General features: G+C 41.0%; 25 protein-coding genes. 8 read left to right on the top strand and 17 right to left on the bottom strand.

Annotated elements, in window-relative coordinates:
- Positions 1 to 35: 35 nt before the first annotated feature.
- Positions 36 to 1952, bottom strand: a complete 1917-nt coding sequence (gene yoaA, locus Xvie_RS12420) for a DNA repair helicase YoaA (RefSeq protein ID WP_086109627.1) — start codon at positions 1950 to 1952, stop codon at positions 36 to 38.
- Positions 1953 to 2054: 102 nt separating this feature from the next.
- On the opposite strand from yoaA, the gene Xvie_RS12415 reads away from it, so the two are divergent.
- Positions 2055 to 2399: a RidA family protein gene (locus tag Xvie_RS12415; RefSeq protein WP_086109626.1), complete on the top strand. Its 345-nt coding sequence runs from the start codon at positions 2055 to 2057 to the stop codon at positions 2397 to 2399.
- Between the two features lie 103 nt (positions 2400 to 2502).
- On the opposite strand, the gene mdtI is transcribed toward Xvie_RS12415, so the two are convergent.
- The 5 genes from mdtI to zwf all read right to left on the bottom strand — a co-directional run bounded on the left by mdtI (position 2503) and on the right by zwf (position 6420).
- The gene (gene mdtI, locus Xvie_RS12410) at positions 2503 to 2835 is read right to left on the bottom strand and encodes a multidrug/spermidine efflux SMR transporter subunit MdtI (protein ID WP_086109625.1); all 333 of its coding nucleotides are present in this window, start codon (positions 2833 to 2835) and stop codon (positions 2503 to 2505) included.
- Position 2836: 1 nt separating this feature from the next.
- Positions 2837 to 3232, bottom strand: a complete 396-nt coding sequence (gene mdtJ / locus Xvie_RS12405) for a multidrug/spermidine efflux SMR transporter subunit MdtJ (protein ID WP_244175614.1) — start codon at positions 3230 to 3232, stop codon at positions 2837 to 2839.
- An 814-nt stretch (positions 3233 to 4046) separates the two neighbouring features.
- Entirely contained in the window at positions 4047 to 4208 is a 162-nt protein-coding gene (locus Xvie_RS25815; protein WP_422645934.1) for a linear amide C-N hydrolase, read from the bottom strand.
- The gene (locus tag Xvie_RS12400; protein ID WP_167376274.1) at positions 4195 to 4431 is read right to left on the bottom strand and encodes a linear amide C-N hydrolase; all 237 of its coding nucleotides are present in this window, start codon (positions 4429 to 4431) and stop codon (positions 4195 to 4197) included. Before Xvie_RS12400 ends, Xvie_RS25815 begins: the two co-directional genes overlap by 14 nt.
- Positions 4432 to 4944: 513 nt before the next feature.
- Complete coding sequence (gene zwf / locus Xvie_RS12395) at positions 4945 to 6420, bottom strand: glucose-6-phosphate dehydrogenase (protein ID WP_086109623.1); 1476 nt, start codon at positions 6418 to 6420, stop codon at positions 4945 to 4947.
- Between the two features lie 457 nt (positions 6421 to 6877).
- Here zwf and Xvie_RS12390 point away from each other — a divergent pair, with 457 nt between their 5' ends.
- Together Xvie_RS12390 and pyk are read left to right on the top strand one after the other, a co-directional pair.
- Positions 6878 to 7726 carry a MurR/RpiR family transcriptional regulator gene (locus Xvie_RS12390; RefSeq protein WP_086109622.1) on the top strand — a complete coding sequence of 283 codons (849 nt, stop codon included), beginning with the start codon at positions 6878 to 6880 and terminating at the stop codon, positions 7724 to 7726.
- Between the two features lie 297 nt (positions 7727 to 8023).
- A complete protein-coding gene (gene pyk, locus Xvie_RS12385) occupies positions 8024 to 9466 on the top strand; it encodes a pyruvate kinase (protein ID WP_086109621.1) in 1443 nt (480 codons plus the stop codon).
- A gap of 218 nt (positions 9467 to 9684) precedes the next feature.
- Here the strand turns inward: pyk and lpxM are convergent, their stop codons facing one another.
- From lpxM to znuA, 3 genes are all read right to left on the bottom strand, one after another.
- Positions 9685 to 10653: a lauroyl-Kdo(2)-lipid IV(A) myristoyltransferase gene (gene lpxM, locus Xvie_RS12380; RefSeq protein ID WP_086109620.1), complete on the bottom strand. Its 969-nt coding sequence runs from the start codon at positions 10651 to 10653 to the stop codon at positions 9685 to 9687.
- Between the two features lie 142 nt (positions 10654 to 10795).
- Positions 10796 to 12124 (bottom strand): murein DD-endopeptidase MepM, encoded by a 1329-nt coding sequence (gene mepM / locus Xvie_RS12375; RefSeq protein WP_086109619.1) that lies wholly within the window; start codon positions 12122 to 12124, stop codon positions 10796 to 10798.
- Positions 12125 to 12144: 20 nt separating this feature from the next.
- Positions 12145 to 13104, bottom strand: a complete 960-nt coding sequence (gene znuA / locus Xvie_RS12370) for a zinc ABC transporter substrate-binding protein ZnuA (protein ID WP_086109618.1) — start codon at positions 13102 to 13104, stop codon at positions 12145 to 12147.
- Between the two features lie 85 nt (positions 13105 to 13189).
- Here znuA and znuC point away from each other — a divergent pair, with 85 nt between their 5' ends.
- Complete coding sequence (gene znuC / locus Xvie_RS12365) at positions 13190 to 13939, top strand: zinc ABC transporter ATP-binding protein ZnuC (protein ID WP_422645933.1); 750 nt, start codon at positions 13190 to 13192, stop codon at positions 13937 to 13939.
- Positions 13936 to 14721 (top strand): zinc ABC transporter permease subunit ZnuB, encoded by a 786-nt coding sequence (znuB, locus tag Xvie_RS12360; protein ID WP_086109617.1) that lies wholly within the window; start codon positions 13936 to 13938, stop codon positions 14719 to 14721. The genes znuC and znuB overlap by 4 nt, the downstream gene beginning before the upstream one ends.
- Positions 14722 to 14978: 257 nt before the next feature.
- Here znuB and ruvB read toward each other — a convergent pair whose 3' ends face one another.
- From ruvB to Xvie_RS12325, 7 genes are all read right to left on the bottom strand, one after another.
- Positions 14979 to 15986: a Holliday junction branch migration DNA helicase RuvB gene (gene ruvB, locus Xvie_RS12355; RefSeq protein WP_086109616.1), complete on the bottom strand. Its 1008-nt coding sequence runs from the start codon at positions 15984 to 15986 to the stop codon at positions 14979 to 14981.
- 16 nt (positions 15987 to 16002) lie between these two features.
- Positions 16003 to 16620 (bottom strand): Holliday junction branch migration protein RuvA, encoded by a 618-nt coding sequence (ruvA, locus tag Xvie_RS12350; RefSeq protein WP_086109615.1) that lies wholly within the window; start codon positions 16618 to 16620, stop codon positions 16003 to 16005.
- 79 nt (positions 16621 to 16699) lie between these two features.
- Positions 16700 to 17221 (bottom strand): crossover junction endodeoxyribonuclease RuvC, encoded by a 522-nt coding sequence (gene ruvC, locus Xvie_RS12345; RefSeq protein WP_086109614.1) that lies wholly within the window; start codon positions 17219 to 17221, stop codon positions 16700 to 16702.
- A 153-nt stretch (positions 17222 to 17374) separates the two neighbouring features.
- Positions 17375 to 18118 (bottom strand): YebC/PmpR family DNA-binding transcriptional regulator, encoded by a 744-nt coding sequence (locus Xvie_RS12340; protein WP_086109613.1) that lies wholly within the window; start codon positions 18116 to 18118, stop codon positions 17375 to 17377.
- 38 nt (positions 18119 to 18156) lie between these two features.
- Positions 18157 to 18591, bottom strand: a complete 435-nt coding sequence (nudB, locus tag Xvie_RS12335; protein ID WP_086109612.1) for a dihydroneopterin triphosphate diphosphatase — start codon at positions 18589 to 18591, stop codon at positions 18157 to 18159.
- Positions 18591 to 20360, bottom strand: a complete 1770-nt coding sequence (gene aspS, locus Xvie_RS12330) for an aspartate--tRNA ligase (protein WP_086109611.1) — start codon at positions 20358 to 20360, stop codon at positions 18591 to 18593. The genes nudB and aspS overlap by 1 nt, the downstream gene beginning before the upstream one ends.
- A 650-nt stretch (positions 20361 to 21010) precedes the next feature.
- On the bottom strand, positions 21011 to 21409 hold the full coding sequence (locus tag Xvie_RS12325) for a hypothetical protein (protein WP_086109610.1): 399 nt from the start codon (positions 21407 to 21409) through the stop codon (positions 21011 to 21013).
- A 301-nt stretch (positions 21410 to 21710) separates the two neighbouring features.
- On the opposite strand from Xvie_RS12325, the gene Xvie_RS12320 reads away from it, so the two are divergent.
- Genes Xvie_RS12320 through Xvie_RS12310 form a run of 3 tightly spaced genes read left to right on the top strand, consistent with a single transcriptional unit; the run spans position 21711 to position 23614 of the window.
- The gene (locus tag Xvie_RS12320) at positions 21711 to 22559 is read left to right on the top strand and encodes a ParA family protein (protein ID WP_086109609.1); all 849 of its coding nucleotides are present in this window, start codon (positions 21711 to 21713) and stop codon (positions 22557 to 22559) included.
- The gene (locus Xvie_RS12315) at positions 22537 to 22971 is read left to right on the top strand and encodes a hypothetical protein (RefSeq protein ID WP_244175612.1); all 435 of its coding nucleotides are present in this window, start codon (positions 22537 to 22539) and stop codon (positions 22969 to 22971) included. Before Xvie_RS12320 ends, Xvie_RS12315 begins: the two co-directional genes overlap by 23 nt.
- Positions 22964 to 23614 (top strand): hypothetical protein, encoded by a 651-nt coding sequence (locus tag Xvie_RS12310; protein WP_086109608.1) that lies wholly within the window; start codon positions 22964 to 22966, stop codon positions 23612 to 23614. Before Xvie_RS12315 ends, Xvie_RS12310 begins: the two co-directional genes overlap by 8 nt.
- A 136-nt stretch (positions 23615 to 23750) precedes the next feature.
- Here Xvie_RS12310 and Xvie_RS12305 read toward each other — a convergent pair whose 3' ends face one another.
- Positions 23751 to 23873 (bottom strand): tail fiber assembly protein, encoded by a 123-nt coding sequence (locus tag Xvie_RS12305; protein ID WP_086109700.1) that lies wholly within the window; start codon positions 23871 to 23873, stop codon positions 23751 to 23753.
- Positions 23874 to 23880 lie beyond the last annotated feature (7 nt).

The following is a 23880-nucleotide window of genomic DNA, read 5'->3' as shown; positions in this document are numbered from 1 at the left end:
ATTACCATAGCCCCAACATTATCGCCCCGACAATTTTATTCTGACTGTGGTGGACGCGATTTCAGAAACGCTATCGCTTTTGATAAATCACGAGTACGGGGAGACGGAGGCAGGCTATTCAAAAAAACCTCACCGTATGGGCGCATGACTAACCGATTATCACAAATGACCACAACACCATAATCGTCAATGTCACGAATCAGCCTTCCAACGCCCTGCTTCAAGTCAATTACTGCATCAGGAAGCTGAACTTCGTTAAAGGCATCCCCACCCTTAAGCTGACAATCCTCAATACGCGCCTTAAGTAACGGATCATCAGGGGAAGTAAACGGTAATTTATCAATAATAACGCAGGATAACGCATCACCACGGACATCAACCCCTTCCCAAAAACTGCCTGTTGCCACCAGCAATGCATTACCTGCAGAGATAAATTGTGCCAACAGTTGCGTCTTACTCGTCTCACCCTGCACCAACACCGGTAATGTCATACTGGCACGAAATTCTTCTGCCAAACTGCGCATCATTTGATGGGAAGTACAAAGGAAAAAACAACGCCCTTTATTACTTTCAATCAACGGTTTCAACATGCGAGCCAACCATCTTGCACCACCATTCTGATTAGGTGATGGCAAATGACGCGGAACACATAATAACATTTGTCGTTGATAATCAAATGGGCTGGGCAGGAGTAGCGTCTGAGCTTGTTTAAGCCCCAAACGTTCTGTGAAGTGATCTAGTTGTTCATTGACTGACAATGTTGCCGAGGTAAAAATCCAACAACCTGATTGTTCATGGATCATCTCACTGAATTTATCAGAGACAGATAACGGTGTCAGCGCCAGCAAAAAATGCTGCCCATAACTTTCGAACCAATAGCTATAATTAGGTATGTTGACATCAATCAGGCGCTTAAGACGATTGCGATAAACCGTTGCTCGTTCAAAAGCTGCATCCAGCATGGCTGAACGTCCCAAAGAGAGCTTCATCACGTCATAGCAAAGTTCAAGAGCATCATCCAACCGTACTAACGACCGCTGCACTTGTTGCTGCCGCAAAGCCTCGCGAAGATTGCCCCGATAACTGCTTTCACCTAATGACAAACGGAAATCTTGCACACTTTGGCTAAGGCGATCGGCACTCTTTTGCAATTGAGCTTGATCACGCACTTCAATACGGTAAGCCATGATGATATCACGCGATAAATCCATCAATTGGCGGCTACTTAACTGTTGACCAAAGTACTGGCTAGCAATATCAGGAACTTGGTGAGCCTCATCGAAAATCACGACATCAGCCTGCGGGATTAATTCACCAAATCCGGTATCTTTAACTACCATATCTGCCATAAAGAGATGATGGTTAACTATCACGATATCTGCTCCCATCGCTTTTCGGCGCGCTTTCAGAACAAAACATTCATGATAGCGGGGGCAATCACTACCAAGACAATTGTCATTAGTACTTGTAACCAACGACCAAACCGTACTGCCTTCCGCAACTTGATGGCAATTACTGATATCTCCATCTTCTGTCTGCGCTGACCAATACCTCAACTTGATGACTTCTGCCAATATTTCCGCTTCCAGCGGGGAATTGCTGATTGACTGTTGTTCAAGACGCTCAAGGCATAAATAATTTGAACGCCCTTTTAATAGTGCCAGATCACCTTTAAAACCTAAGGCATCAACAATGGTGGGAAGATCTCGATTGTAGAGCTGATCCTGCAACGCTTTAGAACCAGTAGAAATAATCACTTTTTTACCGGAGCGCAATGCAGGTACCAGATAAGCAAATGTTTTACCGGTACCCGTTCCTGCTTCCACAATTAATTGTTGCTGTTTTTTGATCGCAACTGTAATAGCCGAAGACATTTCCCGTTGAGCATCACGAGGCTTAAAACCCGGTATGGCTTTGGCAAGTACGCCATTTTTCGCAAAATCGTCTGACACGAACTGTCTCTTTCAATAAATTGTGGCAGAATTATGCCAATACTGAGTTGTAATAACCACCCAATTCAGCAAATAAACTGTATAAATTAACAGGAGATTTAATTGACTATTAAACGCATTGATCCAGACACCCGTTGGTCAGAAGCGGTCGTTTACAATGACACTATCTATTATACCAGCGTGCCAGAAAAGCTGGACGGCGATATTACAGAGCAAACCGCCGATACTCTGGCCGCCATTGATATCCTGTTACATCGTCTTGGCTCAGACAAGAGCAAGATCTTGGATGCAACGATTTTTCTAGCAGACAAGGCCGATTTTACAGGTATGAATGCTGCTTGGGATGCATGGGTTGTTGCGGGGAGCGCTCCCGTCCGTTGCACTGTTCAAGCAGCATTGATGAATCCTAAATATAAAGTAGAAATCAAAATTATCGCCGCTTTATAAGCTTATTCATCAAAAAAACATGGCATTGAACAAGTTATCGCTCGTTCAATGCCATTTTGGAAATGAATGTATAAAATGAAGTTTAAGGTATGGAACGTAAAAATTAAGCCATCTTAATCATAATCATACCGATCAACAGCAGTACAATACCGCCCCATCCCTTAAAATTCAGTCGTTGATTAAACATGATCCAACCTGCTGCTACTGTAGCAATAATGCCGAAGGCTCCCCACAAAGCATAAGCAATGGAAAGTTCAATCCCTTTTACAGCCTGAGCCAACGAACTGAATGCGCCCAAAACAGCAATCAGGGATAAAATACCGATCCAGAAGCGCTGAAATCCATTAGATAACTTCAATAAAATATTTGCTGCAATTTCCAAAACAACAGCCAGAATCAAGAATGCACCATGCCACCATTCAAATTGGGTTAGCATATCATGCCTCCTTGACTTGCTTGTTCAAAACATTATTTGATGAGGTTGATGTGTTGTTTGAAGCATGGTCCTGGACTTTTTTTGACCCTATCTTGATCAAAGCAATTCCTGCTATCAATAATATCAATCCACCAATTTTCATCAATGACAGCGACTCGTTGAACCACAATACACTAAAAGCAGTAATAAACAGAATCCCAATACCTTCCCATAGTGCATAAGCCACACCTAATGCCACTTTTTTCACAGCAATTGCCAGCAAAATATAAGAAGTTGTGATCATGGTGTACATCACGATCATGCCTGTAAAATCACCCGAGACGCTGGCTTGTTTCATCGACAGAGTGCCAATTACTTCTGCCACAATTGCCAGTGCAAGAAATATCCAATAAATCATTTTTTTCTCCTGAACATACTAATAAGCATGCCAAGATATCAAGCTATAAATGCCAATAAGATTGGCTGTAAATACAACTACACACTGTCAGAACGAAACTGACGTTTTAGCAAAATATTTTGGCAAATGATAATTGCCGGTGAAGAACCGGTTAGCAGGAGAAGGCCCTAAAGGGCACCGCACCAATAGTGCTCACTGGATAAGATAGCCGAGAGGAAAAGAACGTGGGTACAACGTTGAATTTTGTTACTCTGTTGAATGTTGACGCTTTTGGCGCTATTCATGATATTTTATTCTTTCATCACACGATAATTTATTGTGTAATATACTAAGAATCCTCATATGATAGTGTTTAATAAGGTTATTTTTACCATAGTTCAAAATAAAAAGCAACATATTGTATTTTCTATTCATAATCATTTTCCTCTGTGCCAAAATGATTAAGCATATAACAAATATCGAATATCGAATATAATTTGTTACAATTTACCCCACCTTATATTATTGAAAAGTGGAGTAACGTAATATTCAGTTATTCAGATATCAAACTTGGTATCTCAATTGATGACATCGGATAAGATATTAGCACAATAGAATCGAGATCAAAATCATTAAAAGAAATACAACGCAATACTGGAACAGTATAGTTTTGATGTAATATTTCAAATTGTTTAAATCTGCTACGATTGACCATTGGGTATAATCGTACACTATATTAGCAGTAGATTTATCACGTATCCAGCCTCTGGGAATATCAAAGTTATTTAAAATATGCTCAACAAAGCGTACACTTTCTTCTTCAGTGAGTTTCCGCTCAACCGATTGGCTGAAAGTCAGTGCCCACACATAAACGAGATTCTGGAGTAGGATCACCAGGTAAACCACGTAATCCTGAACCTTGTCCAGTGGTTTTAATTTCTTGTCCATTCAGAGAAATTGGTGCACTGTTAGTTGACTTGATATCAGCATAATTCATCAGATTGGTAATATGCATATCCTGAGAAATAGAGGCACTCACCTATCAAAACTTTTTCATTCATACCGTCTGCTAATGCATTTACTTTAACAGCATTGACACCAATAACTGTATATTTTGAGTGCCAAGATAGATTAGTTTTACTGTTGGGACCGGTTGCTGCTAAATGACAGGCGCGAGGTATCATCAAGATACTTGATTCCAATTCTTGAGCAAATTCCATTGTACGCCCATAAATATATCCATTTGTAACATTGGAATCATTGATGGTTGGTATTACAAAACTGGTACACATTGCCCTATTGATTTAATGTGTTGTAATTATTATTTGATGTTATATTTTTCAAATTAAATATTTTTATTCAGGAAAATTCAATTTAAAACTTAAATACTTTCAATAATCCATATCTTGACAACAAAAATAATAATATCCACTTATGCTAATTTTATTTTTTTAAAAATAAACAAACTTTAATAACCATTATTTTTTAATTCAGAAAGTCAAAAAATTACACATCAATTTTATCATGTTTTTTTTCGAAAAAATTCACTTTGATAAACATCGTTTCAACATAAATTAATAATTATTTTTTAATAGAAGGTTACTTTTAAATAATAAATTAATTTATAATTATTGAATTTAATAACATCATTTTATTTAATAAATATCAGCCAGACATTAAGCCCAACTGATATTTTAATGAGTGAATTTAATACAAATCAAATAACACGCAAGCTACCCAAATTCATTCCACGAACGCCCATCACGGGTAATCATGGCTATAGAAGCAACTGGCCCCCAAGTGCCTGCCTGATAAGGCTTTGGTGGTTCATTATCCGCCGCCCATGCTTCCATAATGGAATCCACCCATTTCCATGCTTCTTCTACTTCATCACGGCGAACAAACAGTGCCTGAATACCTCGCATCGCCTCCAACAGCAATCTTTCATAAGCATCAGCCAGGTGCGTCTGATTGAATGTTTCAGAGAAACTCAAATCCAGCTTGGTCGTTTGCAAGCGGTGTTTATGTTCCAGCCCCGGCGCTTTATTCAAGACTTCAATATCAATACCTTCATCTGGCTGTAAGCGGATCGTCAATTTATTTTGAGGTAATTTCTGGTAAGATTCTGCAAAAAGATTCAGAGAAGGTTCTTTGAAATAAACAACAACTTCAGAACATTTAGCTGGCAAACGTTTCCCTGTTCTCAGGTAGAAAGGCACACCAGACCAACGCCAGTCATCAATATCAACACGAATTGATACAAAACTTTCCGTTTTACTGGCTTTATTCGCCCCTTCTTCTTCCAGATAACCAGGGACTTTCTTACCATGTACAAAACCGGCGGTATATTGCCCGCGAACGGTTTTTTCCCGCACATTGGTGTGATCAATTCGACGCAATGATCGCAACACTTTCACTTTCTCATCACGAATGCGATCGGCGGTCAAGTCAGCCGGTGGTGACATGGCAATCATAGTCAGGATTTGCAGAAGATGATTTTGAATCATGTCACGCATCTGCCCTGCCTGATCGAAATAGCCCCAACGCCCTTCAATGCCCACTTCTTCTGCAACAGTGATTTGCACATGATCAATCGTTCGATGATCCCAGTTATTGACGAAAAGTGAGTTGGCAAAACGCAGAGCCAACAAATTCAATACTGTTTCTTTACCCAAATAATGGTCAATGCGATAAATTTGGCTCTCATTGAAATATTTTGCGACTTCATCATTAATCGCTCGGGAAGAAGCAAGATCCGTTCCCAATGGCTTTTCCATCACGACACGGTTGGGTTCCGTATTCAGTCCTGCAGCACCCAATCCATGACACACTGAACCAAATGTATTTGGCGGCATGGCAAAATAGTAAATCGCTGGCAAGTTATTCTTGTTAAGCATTTTTGCCAATTCAGTAAAATGTTCTGTTTCATTTACGTCTAAATTACAAAATTCCAGACGTGAACTGAGCGTCTTCCACAATTCTGAATCCAGTTTCTCGGACATAAATGTAGCCAACGCTTCTTCAACGACTTTGGTATAAGCTTTTTTATCCCAGTCTGCTCGACCAACACCAATAATTCGGGTATCAGGGTGGATATAGCCCGCTTTCTCTAACTGATAAAGGGAAGGCATTAATTTCCGGCGTGCTAAGTCTCCTTTCGCCCCAAAAATTACCAAATTACAAGCCTGAGCTGTCGACGTCACCGCCATGTTGCATCTCCTCAATTACGGGATATTGTAATTTTTTTACAGAACCTGTGAGTAATGTACTCTTTTGGTTATATGCAGTAAACACCGATTATTCATGTATTCTTTCGTATTCCATATTGCTGCCATACTGGTGACAATATGAATTCATTGACCATTGGCTATTAAACAATCTCTTCCTCTCTCGATACGCTATTTTCACATTCATGCTAGTGTTATATTCGCTAATAATATAGTCAGGATTTATACTTAATGGTGACTATAAACTGAAATTTTACAACGATTAAGAAGTAATCTTACTAAACTGAAAGTTAGACACTTGTCATGTTTTTATGAAAAATCCCAAGTTATCCGATTGTTGCCACTGCCAGCTTTCCATAACAAGTAGTATATTTTCATGAAAATGACATAGATTTCTTCTGTTAATGAAATCGTTAAAACCGAGGTTGAACTGCGTTTTATGAACACACTGGAACGGCTCCAAAATAGTCTTGATGTTTTGAGTAAATCAGAGAAAAAGGTTGCGCAGGTCATTCTTGCTTCACCACAAACTGCCATCCATTCAAGTATTGCCACCCTGGCTAAAATGGCGAATGTGAGTGAACCGACAGTTAATCGTTTTTGCCGACGCCTCGACACCAAAGGTTTTCCCGATTTTAAATTACATCTGGCACAGAGCCTCGCCAATGGTACACCTTATGTAAACCGCAATGTGGAAGAAAGTGACAGCGTCACCTCTTATACAAACAAAATTTTCGAATCAGTTATGGCAAATCTGGAAACAGTTAAAAGTAATCTGAATATTGCAGCAATTAACCGGGCTGTAGACCTTCTGACACAAGCTAGAAAGCTCTCTTTTTTCGGTTTGGGGGCGTCAGCAGCTGTGGCCCATGATGCCATGAACAAATTTTTTCGTTTTAACATTCCAGTTACCTATTTTGATGATATTGTGATGCAACGAATAAGTTGCATTAATAGTACTGAAGGAGATGTTGTCGTACTAATCTCCCATACAGGAAGAACAAAAAATCTCGTAGAAATTGCCAAACTGGCCCGCGAGAATGATGCAACTGTAATCGCCATTACCTCAACAGGCTCCCCATTAGCGCAGGAAGCAACCCTTTCCATTTTGCTGGATGTTCCTGAAGACACGGATATTTATATGCCGATGGTTTCAAGAATTGCTCAATTAACCATCATTGATGTATTGGCAACCGGTTTTACACTGCGCCGAGGCTCAAAATTCAGGGATAACTTGAAGAGGGTCAAAGAAGCATTGCGTAATTCACGGTTTGATAAGCAAGAATAATAAACCAGAAAATAGACTGTGTTTTTATTCACTATTTATCAATTCCTTAGACTGATAGCATATGTAGACTTTTCCCCATCTGCATATTTACAGTACGGGGTTAATAATCAAGAATATAAATGGTTATTCTAAAGTAATCGAAAACCCATATACCAGTGGATTTCAAGTTACAGCACAACGGCAAAAGAACAGTTCTCTGGAAACATAGATAATATATGACCTGAGTAAGTGAACGCGGCCAATAAAACTGCAACTTGAAAAACGCAAGGTATACTTCACAGGTCAACGGAGTAATACATGTCCAGACGGCTCAGAAGAACAAAAATCGTCACTACACTTGGCCCGGCTACGGATCGTGACAGCAATCTAGAAAAAGTTATCAGTGCGGGAGCCAACGTCGTCCGCCTTAATTTCTCTCACGGCACTGCGGAAGATCATGTCCAACGTGCAAATAAAGTGCGCGAAATTGCTGCCCGTTTAGGCTGTCACGTTGCTATCCTTGGTGATCTTCAAGGGCCAAAAATACGCGTATCCACGTTTAAGGAAGGAAAAATTTTCCTGAATGTTGGGGATAAATTCCTGCTGGATGCCAATCTGGGTAAGGGAGAAGGAAATAAAGAAAAAGTTGGCATTGACTATAAAGGTCTGCCATCTGATGTAAAGGCTGGAGATATCCTATTATTGGATGATGGGCGCGTTCAATTGAGAGTCCTAAACGTTCAGGGTATGCAAGTCTTCACAGAAGTGACCGTTGGAGGCCCGCTTTCCAACAATAAAGGCATCAATAAACTGGGCGGTGGGTTATCAGCCGAAGCCCTGACCGAAAAAGATAAGGAAGATATCATTACAGCAGCCAAAATAGGTGTTGATTATCTGGCTGTTTCTTTCCCTCGTTCAGGTGAAGATTTAAATTACGCACGTCGTCTCGCACGAGATGCAGGTTGTGAAACCCAAATCGTCGCAAAAGTTGAACGGGCAGAAGCCGTCAGTAGCGACGAAATTATCGACGAAATCATTCTGGCATCTGATGTTGTCATGGTTGCTCGCGGTGATCTTGGTGTTGAAATCGGCGATCCTGAATTGGTTGGCGTACAAAAAAAACTAATTCGTCGTGCTCGCCAACTGAATCGTGTCGTGATTACTGCCACACAAATGATGGAATCCATGATCACCAACCCGATGCCGACGCGTGCTGAGGTCATGGATGTTGCCAATGCGGTACTGGATGGTACTGATGCGGTTATGCTTTCTGCCGAAACTGCGGCAGGCCAATACCCAGCAGAAACCGTTGCTGCTATGGCACAAGTCTGTCTCGGTGCGGAAAAGATGCCGGGCATCAATGTCTCCAAACATCGCTTGGATATTACATTTGATAGTATTGAAGAAGCGATTTCAATGTCCACCATGTATGCAGCCAACCACTTGAAAGGCGTCAAAGCAATTATTGCCATGACCGAATCTGGCCGCACCGCTCGTATGATGTCTCGAATTAGCTCTGGCTTGCCTATCTTCTCCATGTCACGCCATGAATCGACCTTAAACCGTACCGCACTTTATCGTGGTGTAACTCCTGTTTATTGCAGTTTGCACACAGATGGGATTGCTGCGGTAAGCGAAGCTGTCAGCCGCCTGCGTGATAAAGGCTACCTCGCCACCGGAGATTTAGTGCTAGTGACCCAAGGTGACCAAATGAGAACGATTGGTAGTACCAATACCTGCCGCATACTTGAAGTTGAATAATAACTAACTGAATAATAATCAGCCAAACAATCAACTAGTTATAAAAATAAATGATAAGGGGCGGTTTACTGCTCCTTATCATAATTAATTTTACATCTTTTTAAAGAAAATCGGATAAGGATTAATTGCCTATACGTCTAATCTAAAAAACCGAGCTTGAATCTACGGTCGCCGAATTTATTATATTTAGACAAAACTGAAGATAATTATTTCACAAATCAAAGATCTTTCCTTTTATAAGGCTCAATATCCCCTTCTTTTCGCGTCTTGAGCAATTTTAAGATCCAGGTATATTGTTCAGGATTAGGTTTAACTAATTCTTCTAATTCCTCATTCATGCGACGTGCAATATAAGCATCATCCTGCCCTGCAATATCATCCATTGGTGGGCGGATGTAAATATCCAACTGATGGGTTTGGCAATTATAAACCGGAAATAACGGTACAACAGCGGCCCGGCAAACTTTCATTAAACGCCCTACCGCTGGCAACGTTGCTTTGTACGTGGCAAAAAAATCGACAAATTCGCTATGTTCTTCGCCATGGTCCTGATCGGGCAAATAATACCCCAAAAAACCTTCACGTACCGATGCAATAAAGGGTTTAATTCCAGCATCACGAGAATGCAGACGTCCACCAAAGTATTGACGAGCTTTATTCCACAAATAATCTGCTACAGGATTGCTCTGATGGTTAAACATACCGGATACTTTGTAACCGCGTGCTGACAAAAGCATGGCAGGAATATCAATTGACCATCCGTGGGGAACCATTAGGATGACGTTTCTCCCTTGTGCCTTTAATGTATGTAAAATTTCATCACCGTGCCACTGAGTACGCTTCAACGTCTCTTCAGCACCTTTTAGACAAAGCTCTGCCAGCATAACAAATGACTGCGGCGCACTAGCAAACATTCTATCAATCAAGCCTTCGCGCTGTTGTTCCGTTAACTCAGGAAAACAGTAAATTAAATTGATTTTCGCCCTGCGACGAGCACTTTTCGCTTTTTTACCCGCCCAAGCACCTATCTTAGCTAACAATGGATCGCGCCATTTTACTGGAATATAAGCCAATCCTGCCAATACTCCTACACCAGCCCAAAGCCCCCAATAACGAGGATGCAAATAAGATCGATGAAACCGAGGGACATATCCCAATTTACTATCTATATCTTTTTCTTTATTCATGAGCTAACTCTGATGATTCCAACTTTCGCGTTCAAGGCACAAGTTTACGACAAAAAATAATACAAAAGCGGATGATAGCAATCATCCGCTTTCGTGTCTGTCAATAATCTGAACCTGAAACACTTATAATCTGGCCAATAACTTAATCTAGCAATAATTGAGGTTTAATCTCCTTAATCATTGCTATATATTCTGTACGCTCTTTACCACTTAGCCCACCAGAACTCGGTAATTTTACAGCGGTCGGGTTAATCGGCCGCTGATTATCCCAAAATTCAAAGTGCAAATGTGGGCCTGTTGAACGTCCTGTATTCCCCGATAACGCAATGCGTTCACCCCGTTTCACTTTCTGGCCCGGTTTTACCAATAATTTCCGCAAGTGCATGTATCGAGTGGTATATTGACGACCATGTCGGATGGCAATGAAATTACCTGCTGCACCATCAAATTTGGATACAATAACTTCACCATCACCAACCGCTAGAACAGGAGTTCCCACAGGCATAGCAAAATCAACTCCTCTGTGCGCAGCAACTCTGCCAGTTACAGGATTCAACCGATGTGGATTGAAAAAAGAGGATACTTTGAATTTTTTAGTTGTCGGAGAACGCAGGAAACCCTGTCCCAAACCGGAAGCATTACTATCATAAAAACGACCATCATTAGCACGGAAGGCATAATAGTCAGTGCCTCCGCTCTGTAAGCGGACCCCTAACAACTGGCTCTGTTCACTTTTTCCATCAAGCATTTCACGGGATATCAGCACAGAAAAGCGATCACCTTTACGCAATTTGCGGAAATCTATCTGCCATTGCAGCGCTTTTGTTACCTCCCTTGCTTCACTGCCTGTTAATCCAGCGATCAGGGCACTACCATTAAAACTGCTATCGACTGCACCTGTGATAACATTGTTTTTCCATTCTCCCTTCTGGAATTTTTGTTCTTCTCGGAAATGATCCCCTTCACGGGTATAAGTGCGAATTTCACGACGTGAAACCCCCCACTTCAGTGTTTTTAAATTGCCTTTATCGTCAATAGTCCACGATAACGACTGGCCGATACCTAAATCACGCAATGCACTATTTGCATCTGTCAATAAATCAACGTTGGAGAGGCTAATACCAAACTGATCGAAAATAAAACTCAGGTTATCCCCATTAGAAACAATATAATTATGCTGAGCATTCGCTACTATATCAGAACTGCTATCTTCATCCTCAATACCTTCATTGGGAAGTTGCTCATCATCATCCCCGGCTACATCATCTGTTGCATCTGCATATGTTGTATTTGGGATACTATCGGAAGTATTGAGAATAATACTACCTGTCCGTTCTTCTCGCTCATGGTAAATAACCGGCCGCCATATCGCGATAGCCAAAGTGACCATCGTTAAGGATCCAAGCATGATCTTATGTGGTTTGGGCAGGTTGTTGTATACCAGAACGATAGTTTTAGCTATCTGCTGCACTAATAAAATTCCTTATTGTACTAATTCAGGCAGCTCGCATATTGCTGTGACAACTGAGTTATAAATTTCATGTAGCTGTCTTTGTCCAATACGATGTCACCCCCTAAAGGGTCAAGTATTCCGATACGTACATCAGTGCCTTTTGCTACGGCATGAATAACGGCTGGCCTGAATTGAGGTTCAGCAAAAATACATCTCGCTTTCTGCTCAACCAATTGTGTTCTTATATAGTGTAATCTCTGGGCGCCGGGTTGTATTTCAGGATTAACCGTGAAAACACCTAATGGAGCCAATTGGTAGCGTTTTTCAAAATAACTATATGCATCATGAAAAACAAAATAACCCTGTTCTCTTATGGGCTTCAAAACATTAGCAATATTCTTATCAGTTTGTGCAAGCTGTCCATTGAATTTACGTAGGTTTACTTCTAATTGTTCCTTTTTCTGGGGATATTGCTCAATAAGCTGATCATATATTGCCTGAGCGGCTTTCTTCACAATCTCTGGAGAAAGCCAAATATGCATATTATATTCCCCATGATGGTGATGTTCATGATCTGTATCATGTTCATGCTGATGTGATTCACTAACGGAATCATTACCATCCTCACTATTCTTCAACAACAGTGGCTTGATTGTAGATAATTCAGCCAGTGCCAATTGTTTGTTCTGTTCAATTTTAGCTATCGGCTTTGCCAAAAAGGTTTCCATATCCGGACCAACCCAGACAACCAAATCAGCCTTATTAATTTTCTGCACATCCAGAGGCCGTAACGCATAATCATGTGGAGAAGCGCCATTGGGCAGAAGCACCTGAGTATTTGTTACACCATCAGCAATGGCAGCAGCAATAAAACCCAATGGACGAATAGATGTAACGACATCTGCCTGCGCAGCACTATTCAATCCTGCTGCTAATGTAGTAGCTATCGCAATTTTACGAAAAAATTTATGTGCGCATTTCTGTGAGTTATGTAACATAATATGAATATTCCATGCAGAAAATCGAATGATGTTATATTATAACATCTCATTAATTCTGCAAGATTCTTTTAATACAACAACTATGATCACCCTAAAAAATATTACGGTTGAATTTAGTCACCGTAAAGTACTAAACAATATTTCATTCAATCTCAAACAAGGTAAAATTCTGACCCTGATCGGTCCGAACGGAGCGGGGAAATCTACTCTGGTTCGTGTCGTCCTTGGCTTAATCCAACCAACGGCGGGCATTATTGAAAAAAAAATCGCGCTAAGAATTGGTTATGTCCCGCAGAAAATTAATCTTGATCCTACTCTGCCCGTAACTGTCAAGCGCTTCATGATGCTAAGACCCAACGTGAAATCAACAGATATCATGCCAGTATTGAATCAGGTCAAAGCGGCTCACTTGCTGGAACACCCCATGCAAAAACTGTCAGGCGGAGAAACTCAGCGAGTGTTGCTTGCCAGAGCCTTACTTAATCAACCTCAACTTTTGGTTCTTGATGAACCGACGCAAGGTGTTGATGTCAATGGCCAATTGGCACTTTATGATTTAATCAATCAAATCAGAACAGAACTTAATTGTGCTGTGCTTATGGTATCCCATGATCTCCATTTAGTAATGGCAAAAACAGATGAAGTTTTGTGCCTCAATCAGCATATTTGCTGCTCTGGAACCCCAGAAGTCGTGTCAATGCATCCAGAATTTATTGCAATGTTTGGGCGTCATGGTGCAGAGCAATTGTCAGTTTACCGCCATCATCACAATCATCATCATGATCTTAAAGGGAAAATTATTTTGAAAAATGGTGGAGAATCACGTCGATGATTGAAGTATTACTTCCTGGTTGGTTAGCCGGTATTTTTTTGACCATTGCCGCTGGGCCTCTTGGTTCTTTTGTCGTTTGGCGCAGAATGTCCTATTTTGGTGATACTCTCGCACACGCATCATTGCTTGGTGTCGCGTTCGGTTTATTACTGAACGTGAATCCATTCTATGCAGTTATTGCCATTACACTCATTCTGGCCATTATTTTAGTTTGGCTGGAAAAACGACCACAATTGGCAGTTGATACACTATTGGGTATTTTGGCTCACAGTGCCCTATCGCTCGGTTTAGTCGTCGTTAGTTTTATGACCAACATCAGAGTCGACATGATAGCTTACTTATTTGGCGATTTACTGTCTGTAACTGATGGAGATCTCTGGTTGATTGCAATCAGTGTTGTGATTGTCGCTGGATTACTGGTATGGCAATGGCGTGCTTTGCTCTCAATGACAGTGAGCCAGGATCTGGCTTTTGTCGATGGTATTAAAATTCAACGCCTACGTATTCTCCTGATGTTAATGACAGCATTAACCATTGGGCTGGCAATGAAATTCGTTGGTGCATTAATTATTACTTCCCTGCTGATTATCCCTGCTGCAACTGCTCGTCGTTTCTCCCGCACACCTGAACAAATGGCATGTTTTGCAATTATTCTCGGTATGCTCTCCGTTACGGGAGGATTAGCATTATCAGCGTTCTATAACACTCCGGCAGGGCCTTCTGTTGTTCTTTGTTCAGCAATGTTATTTGCATTGAGTTTAACGTGTAAGGCAAGAAACTGATATTTACCCCCTTCTTTTTTCAATTTACTGTTTTTTAACGACAACTCAAATACGACAAAAAAGGGTTACAATTTGACTAATTGTAACCCTTTAATTGGAAGGATAACTGGCTTGTACATTCATAGATCTACATATTTATCGGCTGACTTTCATTGGGTATTATCTGAACATCCTTCATTATCAATAAATTGGATTCATGACCAGAAAGATACATCCAGCTCTTGGTAATTACCTGAGCTGGCATGTCAGAATGGCTATTATACGCTTTCCTTGATCAATCCAAAATGCTGATAAGCATGATTGGTCGCGATTCTTCCTCGCGGCGTTCGTTGGATAAATCCTTGTTGAATCAAGAAAGGTTCCAGTACATCTTCAATAGTTTCTCGTTCTTCACCAATCGCCGCTGCCAAGTTATCCAATCCAACGGGACCACCCATAAATTTATCAATAATGACCACCAGCAACTTACGATCAAGATAATCAAACCCGGCTGAATCCACATTCAGCATATCAAGTGCTTGGGATGCAATATTGTTATCCACTGAGCCATTGCCTTTCACCTGAGCAAAATCACGTACACGACGCAATAATCGATTAGTAATACGGGGAGTACCACGGGAACGCATCGCGATTTGCCTTGCACCGTCATCTGAAATACCTAACCCCATATAGTGGGCGCTGCGGGAAACGATACTCTGCAAATCATCAACATTATAAAATTCAAGACGCTGTACGATACCGAATCGATCACGTAATGGTGAAGTTAAAGAACCTGCGCGAGTGGTTGCACCAACTAAAGTAAATGGCGGAAGATCAATCTTGATTGATCGGGCGGCGGGCCCTTCACCAATCATGATATCCAGCTGATAATCTTCCATTGCGGGATAGAGAATTTCTTCTACAACTGGCGATAAACGGTGGATTTCATCAATGAACAGCACATCATGTGGTTCCAGATTGGTCAGCATGGCCGCGAGATCTCCCGCTTTTTCCAACACTGGTCCCGATGTTGTTCGGAGATTAACTCCCATTTCATTTGCAACAATATTTGCCAGCGTGGTTTTACCCAATCCGGGAGGACCAAAAATCAACAAGTGATCCAATGCATCACCACGTTGGCGTGCCGCCTGGATAAAGATTTCCATCTGCTCACAAACATGAGGTTGACCAACATATTCAGACAGAAATTTCGGTCGAATAGCACGATCAACGGCTTCATCATCTTGCAGAACTTCCGCTGAAACCAGGCGGTCAGCTTCAATCATCACTTAACTCCTGTGATTACAGAGCCGCACGAAGCGCTTCTCGAATAAGGGTTTCACAATCTGCACCCAGTTTAGCTACTTTGCTCACCATCCGGCTGGCTTCCTGCGGTTTATATCCCAGAGAAACCAGTGCTGCTGCTGCTTCAGCTTCAATATCGGCAGAAGAACTCGCTTGTTCAGTGGCGGCAGGCAGATTAATATCACTACTTTGGTTAAACAGATCCCCATTAAGCCCCTTAAAGCGATCTTTCATCTCAACAACCAGTCTTTCAGCCGTTTTTTTGCCGACACCCGGCAATTTAACCAATGAAGCAATCGCTTCCTGTTCTATTGCCGTCACAAATTGCTGGGCAGACATGCCCGAAAGAATTGCCAGAGCTAATTTGGGCCCAACGCCATTCACTTTAATCAGTTCGCGAAAAAGTGCCCGCTCTTGTTTATCATTAAACCCATATAATAGCTGAGCATCTTCACGCACAATAAATTGTGTAAATAAAATGGCTTCTTGACCAATTTCAGGCAGCTCATAAAAACAGGTCATTGGCATATGAACTTCATAACCGACACCATTAGTTTCCAATAAAACCAACGGTGGCTGTTTTTCCAACACAGTTCCTCTCAAACGCCCTATCACTGTTTACCCCCTGAAAATAAAAATAAATCATTCCGCTAGCTTATAGCACAAAAAAAACTGGACGTATATCCAGCCTCAACTATTTCAGACGACCGCGCGTTAAATTTAACCGCACATCGCCTACCCGAAGTAAATTCTGATTGAAATGGCAATGTGTGATAGCAATAGCCAGAGCATCGGCGGCATCAGCCTGCGGATTAGCAGACAATTTCAACATTGAGCGCACCATGTGCTGAATCTGGCTTTTTTCGGCCGCTCCCGTACCAACCACAGTTTGTTTAACCTGACGGGCTGCATATTCAAATACAGGAATAGATTGGTTAGATGCAGCAACAATTGCTACACCACGCGCCTGCCCCAATTTCAAGGCAGAATCTGCATTTTTTGCCATGAAAACTTGCTCTATTGCAAATGCATCGGGCTGGAATTGAGTAATGATTTCAGTAACTCCGGCATAGATCTTCTGCAAGCGACTGGGTAAATCATCTACTTTTGTTCGAATACAACCGCTACCGAGATAGATAAGTTGTCGCCCCTGCTGGCGGATAACGCCATATCCCGTGACTCGAGAGCCTGGGTCAATACCAAGAATAATCGCCATATCGAACTATTCGCCATATCCGAACTATTCACAAGATCGAATAATTCGCCTAAATCTTACCCAGATCTGTTCGCCTATGATATGGGATAAAAACGTTAGAGAAAATGCCCTGATATTAAGGAACACTTTCTCTACGCTGTGAACTGATGCTAATTACAGCAGCGCTGCAACCTCATCAGAAATTTCACCATTATGATAAACTTCTTGAACGTCATCAGAATCTTCAAGCATATCAATCAGACGAAGTAATTTAGGCGCAGTTTCTGCATCCAGCTCCGCTTTGGTCGAAGGGATCATAGAAACTTCTGCTGAATCTGCTTTGAAACCTGCCGCATCCAACGCATCTTTAACATCACCAAAAGCCTCTGGTGTAGTATAGACGTCAATCGCCCCATCATCATAAGTTTCAACATCGTCAGCACCCGCTTCCAACGCTGCTTCCATCACTGCATCTTCATCCAAGCCCGGTGCATAGGAAATAACCCCTTTCTTGGTAAACAGATAAGAAACAGAACCATCAGTACCCAAGTTTCCACCCGTTTTGGTAAACGCGTGACGGACATCAGAAACAGTACGGTTGCGGTTATCACTCAAACACTCAACCATAACCGCTGTACCGCCGGGGCCGTAACCTTCATAAATGATGGTTTCCATATTATCTGAATCGTCATTGCCAACACCGCGGGCAATTGCGCGATTCAAAGTATCGCGAGTCATGTTGTTGGACAGCGCTTTATCTACAGCAGCTCGCAAACGTGGGTTAGAATCCGGATCGCCACCGCCCAATCGTGCAGCTGTTACCAATTCACGGATAATTTTAGTAAAAATCTTACCGCGTTTTGCATCCTGTGCAGCCTTGCGGTGTTTCGTATTGGCCCATTTACTATGACCTGCCATGAAAATATCTCCGATAAAACGTTTTGTAGACTAATAAACTAAATTACAAATTCTTCAATTGCTTGCCGATTGCTCCACGACTTCGTCAATTTAGCGGCCTCTTCCGCCACCATCCATTGATAAGCTAAATGTTCAGTCAGCAAGATTTCTCGCTCCTCTGGTAACGCCAAAGAGAACCAATGCTCTTTATTCCGCATTATCCCCGGAGCATATCGATATCGTAAGTGTGAGAAAATCTCATAATAAAGACAGCGTTGACAATCCATCAGTTCAAGATTTTCATTGATAATATCAACGCCTATCTCTTCCTGTACTTCACGTAACGCCGCCTCCCACGGTTTTTCGTCCTTTTCAAGGCTACCTGTTACAGATTGCCAAAATTCAGGATCATCCCGTCGCTGTAACATCAGCACCCTTTTGCTGTCAACGGCGTAAATCATAACCAGTACAGATTCAGGGCGCTTATAAGCCATTATTCGCTCTCTTTTTTAACCACTGAAATAGCCAGCTCTTCCAACGCTGCTGAATTAGCCGGGCTTGGTGCATCAGTCATCAAACATGCTGCTGCCGTTGTTTTCGGGAAAGCGATCACATCACGAATATTATCTGTATCGGTCAACAGCATGACGAGGCGATCCAAGCCGAAAGCCAAACCTGCATGTGGAGGCGTACCATATTTCAGGGCGTTCAGCAAGAAACCAAATTTTTCCTGCTGTTCCTGCTCATTGATACCCAGAATGCGGAATACTGTCTGTTGCATTTCATTGCGATGGATACGGACAGAACCACCGCCTACTTCATAGCCATTGATAACCATGTCGTAAGCGTTCGCGATCGCGGCTTCTGGATTGCTTTCCAACTCAGACGCCGACAAATCACACGGAGAAGTAAATGGATGGTGCATTGCAGTCAAACCGCCTTCGCCATTGTCTTCAAACATTGGGAAGTCAACAACCCAAAGCGGCTTCCAGCTTGCCAGATCTGTGATGTTTAAATCACGGCCCAGTTTCAGTCGCAGTGCGCCCATAGCATCAGTAACAATATTTTTCTTGTCAGCACCGAAGAACAGAATGTCACCATCCTGCGCATTGGTACGCGACAACAGGCCTTCAACCACTTCTGCGGACAGGAATTTGGCAACCGGGCTTTGTATTCCTTCCAAACCAGTAGCACGGTTGTTAACTTTCATCCATGCCAAACCTTTCGCACCATAGATGCCAACAAATTTACCGTATTCATCAATTTGTTTACGGCTCAGCTCTGCACCACCGGGAACACAAATCGTTGCTACACGACCTTTTGGATTGTTTGCCGGTTCTGCAAAAACAGAGAATTCCACGTCTTTAACCAGATCAGCAACATCCACCAATTCCAGAGGGTTACGTAAGTCTGGTTTATCAGAACCAAAGCGACGCATTGCCTCTTCGAATGTCATAATTGGGAAGTTGCCCAAATCAACATTTTTCACATCCAGCCATAATTCACGGATCATTTTTTCCATGATTTCGCGAACTTGTTCAGCGGTCATAAACGAAGTTTCGACGTCGATCTGAGTAAATTCTGGCTGGCGATCTGCACGCAAATCTTCATCACGGAAGCATTTGACAATTTGGTAATAACGGTCAAAGCCAGACATCATCAACAATTGTTTGAAAAGCTGAGGAGATTGCGGTAGTGCATAAAATTCGCCTTTATGAACACGGCTTGGCACTAAATAGTCACGCGCACCTTCTGGTGTCGCCTTGGTCAGCATTGGCGTTTCAACATCAATAAAACCCGCATTGTCCATAAAACGACGGACAAAACTGGTGATTCTTGCACGCGTCTTCAAACGCTGTGACATCTCGGAACGACGCAGATCAAGATAGCGGTATTTCAGGCGCTGTTCTTCACTGTTGTTCTGGTTGCTGTCCAGTGGCAGTGGCTCTGAACGATTGAAAACCATCAGGCTGTCTGCGAAAACTTCAATTTCGCCAGTCGCCATATCTTTATTGATTTGGTTATCAGGGCGGGCACGTACAATCCCTGTAATCTGAATACAAAATTCATTACGCAGATCAGAAGCCTGAGAAAAGACCTCTTTCTGGTCTGGGTCAAAAAATACCTGAACGATACCTTCGCGATCCCGCATATCAATAAAGATCAAACCACCCAAATCACGGCGTCGGTTTACCCAACCACAAAGAGTCACTTTTTGGCCTTCATGGGCTAGGCTCAACTGCCCACAATAATTAGTACGCATACAATATCCTTTTACTCAGCTCGTTATGCTTTCTGCTGCGGAAATTTTGGCATTGTTCTTTTTAGGAAGAATATTATATTTAATTTAATTCAATTAAAACATGCAATTAAATAAAATATACAACTTGATAAAATAACAAATATACACCAGTATGTACAAACAGAAAATACACCCACTATAGCATATAGCAATGGATTTTACGCACGTTAGATAGGGAAAGTTTAGGGTTATAGAGTGAGGATGAGAACGAGCCATTATGGAGCAGAAATTGCCCTTTAACCTATGGGATACCTGCACAAATAAAAGGTATTGCGGAAATCACCATACCCAAGATGGGATATCACACCTTGCAGCAACTATAGGGATTTCCGTGATGATTGATTAACTCATTGATTCTTTCGAGAACGTCACTTTGACCGCGAGCAACTGAAAAATATTTTTCACCTGATAGGCTCACCTCTTTAAGAGGCTTGGCTGTTTTGTGTGCACCTCTTAATGAGGTGTGCAAATTCTGTGAGTCAGCCAGACTGACGCTCAAATTGTGAGTAACTATCGGTTACGCTCAAGACTATTTGCGACTGACTAACTGTCAGTTACACCCAAAGTCCGATTATCGGATATTGGATTTTGCATACCGATATTTTCGGTACTCAAACTGGAACTCTTAAAGATGGTAAGCTCTTAAGCTGTTGTAGTTCCTCGTAAACCAGATTTGGATTACGGATAACTGATTGATTTATCTCATGGCGCAAAGACGCGTGATCCCAAAGGGTAGCATTCGCCGTGCTATCCTTTTTTTGCACTCCACTAAATGATGACTGCAAAGTTTGTGCGTCGCTAAATGATACGCGCATATTATGACCAGACTGCATATTTGCAGCTTGACTATATTTCAATGGGTTAGGTAACTGACCCGAAATTATCGGGTACCCTAAAGTATGACCAGACGCCAGATTTGGCGTCTGGATATTTATCAATGAGTTATTAAGGTGTCCGAAAATATTCGCATACCCATCGGCGAAATATTTCTCCGATTGGAACTGAGCCAAAGTGAGGACCTCGAAAGAATCAAGGGGTTGGGTTAAAGGGGAGGATTGTCCTTTTTAGATTGCATCAATAACGCTACCTGATAATCATCTCACTAATATAATTACCTTCAATAACAGTCAATTATGTAATTACATATTACGTGCACGTTTCACAAATTAGGCATTTTCTGATCAACATGTTAGTCGGGGTGATCTAGTATGGGTTACATGGTGATGTGATGAACATAACTTAATGTATTTTGTTGTAGCTAAGGGGCCATAGCTGGCTGGCTAACTTGGGTTAATTAATTAGAGATAATCTATGCAAGCTCCCGTAATTAGTTTTATCAATATGAAAGGTGGCGTTGGTAAAACAACTTTGTGTATTAGCGTTGGTGAATATTTAGCCAACCACAAAGATAAGAAAGTGCTAATTATTGATATAGATCCACAATTCAATGCAACCCAATCCTTTATTGGAAAGCTAGACTTGATCTCGGATTATCTAAGTTTGGTAAAAGAAAAAAGAACAATCAAGAAAATTTTTGAAGTAAACTCATCAATTTACGAAGATGACTACGATCTAAAAAAAGAAGAAGTCATTTTAAATATATATCCTAACTTAGATATCATTCCTGGTGATATAAATATCATGTTTGAGCATAACACGGTTGATAATACCAGATTGATACGTATTCGCAATTTTATAGATGATAACAACTTAAAAAAAATATACAACTATATATTGATTGACTGCCCACCAACGATTTCTATGTATACAGAATCATCTATTATGGCTTCAAGCCACTATATAATGCCAATGAAAATAGACCAATACTCCGTTTTAGGTACTAGTAATTTACTATCAATAATATCAAAATTAGCTAAAGATCAAAGGCTTAGTATAAAACCTCTCGGAGTGATATATACAGGAACATCAAAAAGGCTGACAAAAAAAACAAAAGAAATAAAAAATTCAATAGAGACAGAAAAGGGAATTCAAGAGCTGTATTTTTTCACAAATCATTTCCATAATGTTAGAGATCTACAGGTTGGTCAACAAGGAAATTTTGCTTCCTCCTACACCCAGTCTAGGGTTATGATAGACGCAATCTGCCATGAAATGGAGCAAAAATTAAGCGAGGTCAATGATGAAACAAAATCAAAATAAGGTAATAACAAACGATAAACTAATAGAATTAAAAAATAATGATTCTATTGAATTTTTTGTTGGTTTTGTTTCTCTGATCACATTTTCAAAAGAATTATTTAAGACAAATAACGAATTGTCAGAATTTATAAAAGAAATTTTTGGGTTTGAGTTCAAAAAATATGTTGTGGCTTCAAGAACTCTAATGTTCGCTAGAACCATTAAAGAAATATACAATAAGCTTGATAAAAAAAGTATAATAAAAGCAAAAAATAACACTGTATTTCATATTGATATGTTAATCAACGCCCCCCAAAAGGAGATGTCAGAAGATAATAAATTGAAGTCTACGCCTAGCAAAAAAGGTAAGAAAGGGAAGAATACAACAACAGAAAGTATCTCAAAGTGGATCAAGGGGTTAAGGGGTGAATAGTTTTTTATCAACTGATCCATATAATATTTTAGAAACCGTTACAAAATTTAAAAATGAATTTATTTCAATTGAAAATCAATACGTTAGAGACTGCCTAATATCTACTGTAAAAAAGACACTATTACTTAAAATAATTCACAACAAAACATTAACAAATAACAGATATCTTTTAAGTATCATTTATGATTTTTTATGCTGTATCTCCTCTATCAATTTAAATGAAGAACGTTATTTTTACTTTAATCTAAGATCTTCAATTGAAAACATTATTAGATTTTCTTTAGACAAACCGAACGATGATGAAACTGGAATAACAAGATTATTTACTCAGTTTAAAGATAAGTATAAGAATATAAGCGGAGTCAGCAGTTTATCTCGCGCATATTCTGATGCGTGTAACTATGTTCACAATAACATTAAAGCTGGGCTGGATTTATCCAAAAGTTTTAGTTACATAAACGGCACAAAAAACCTTCCAACCAAACGGCTTAAGTCGCTAGCTAAAGAACTGCACGAAGTGCAATCATCAATTGATGAAATACTGATAGCGAATAACAAAGCTGATATTACATACACCTTCCTGTACTTGAATGAAAGTTTAACTTACCTAACTAATAAAAGATTTATAGAGAAATTAAACTGACCCTTGCCCCTCGAAGGAGGGCTTTTTCACCCCTCCCACTCAGTCAATTTTCTCCCCCCTGCCCCAAATTCCACACCGACTCTGCCGGCATCTGGACGCGGACGTCTAGGCGGGTAAGGAGCATAGCTCCCTGTCATTACTCCGGCACTTTAGGCCATGGGATATCGGGTGCGGTTGAGCAATCCACCCGACTGAGCAGTACCCGGTATTTGCGCCATTCAGTCAATGCTGATTTCTCGGCGTTAGTGGCGATATTCAAATCAACG

This window comes from Xenorhabdus vietnamensis, assembly GCF_002127535.1.
GTDB classification, from domain to species: domain Bacteria; phylum Pseudomonadota; class Gammaproteobacteria; order Enterobacterales; family Enterobacteriaceae; genus Xenorhabdus; species Xenorhabdus vietnamensis.
The sequence above is the reverse complement of the archived record's forward strand: the minus strand, read 5'-3'. Positions and strand labels throughout refer to the sequence as shown.